This is a genomic window from Ruegeria sp. CE12 (assembly GCF_056537525.1).
Map to the genome: position 1 here is coordinate 1 of NZ_JBQFRS010000057.1, position 1,070 is coordinate 1,070.

The following is a 1,070-nucleotide window of genomic DNA, read 5'->3' on the forward strand; positions in this document are numbered from 1 at the left end:
ATGGCAAAGGAAAAGTTTGAGCGTACAAAACCGCACGTCAACATCGGCACGATTGGCCACGTTGACCACGGCAAGACCACGCTGACCGCAGCAATCACCAAGTATTTCGGTGACTTCAAAGCGTATGACCAGATTGACGGCGCGCCTGAAGAGAAAGCACGTGGCATCACCATCTCGACCGCCCACGTGGAATACGAGACCGACAACCGCCACTACGCGCACGTCGACTGCCCCGGCCACGCCGACTACGTCAAGAACATGATCACCGGTGCCGCGCAGATGGACGGCGCGATCCTGGTTGTGAACGCAGCTGACGGCCCGATGCCGCAGACGCGCGAGCACATCCTGCTGGGCCGCCAGGTTGGCATCCCGAAGATGGTCGTGTTCATGAACAAAGTCGACCAGGTTGACGACGAAGAGCTGCTGGAACTGGTTGAGATGGAAGTTCGCGAACTGCTGTCCAGCTACGACTACCCCGGCGACGATGTTCCGATCATCGCAGGTTCGGCTCTGGCCGCGATGGAAGGCAACAACCCGGAAATCGGCGAAGAGAAAATCAAAGAGCTGATGGCGGCTGTTGATGACTACATCGACACCCCTGAGCGTGAAGTCGACAAGCCGTTCCTGATGCCGGTTGAAGACGTGTTCTCGATCTCGGGCCGTGGTACCGTTGTGACCGGTCGTGTTGAGCGTGGCGTGATCAACGTTGGCGACGAAATTGAAATCGTCGGCATCCGCGACACTCAGAAAACCACCTGTACCGGTGTTGAAATGTTCCGCAAGCTGCTGGATCGCGGTGAAGCAGGCGACAACATCGGCGCCCTGCTGCGCGGTATCGACCGTGACGGCGTTGAGCGTGGTCAGGTTCTGTGTAAGCCGGGTTCGGTTACACCGCACACCAAGTTCGAAGCCGAAGCCTACATCCTGACCAAGGAAGAAGGCGGCCGTCACACTCCGTTCTTCGCGAACTACCGTCCGCAGTTCTACTTCCGTACAACTGACGTGACCGGCACCGTGACCCTGGCAGCTGGCACCGAGATGGTTATGCCTGGCGACAACGTCGGCTTCAC

At 58.5% G+C, this 1,070-nt stretch carries 1 protein-coding gene; it reads left to right on the forward strand.

What is annotated here, in order from left to right:
* Positions 1 to 1,070 (forward strand): elongation factor Tu (gene tuf / locus ACR0IO_RS23095; protein ID WP_480745193.1); only part of this gene is annotated, 1,070 nt, incomplete at both ends.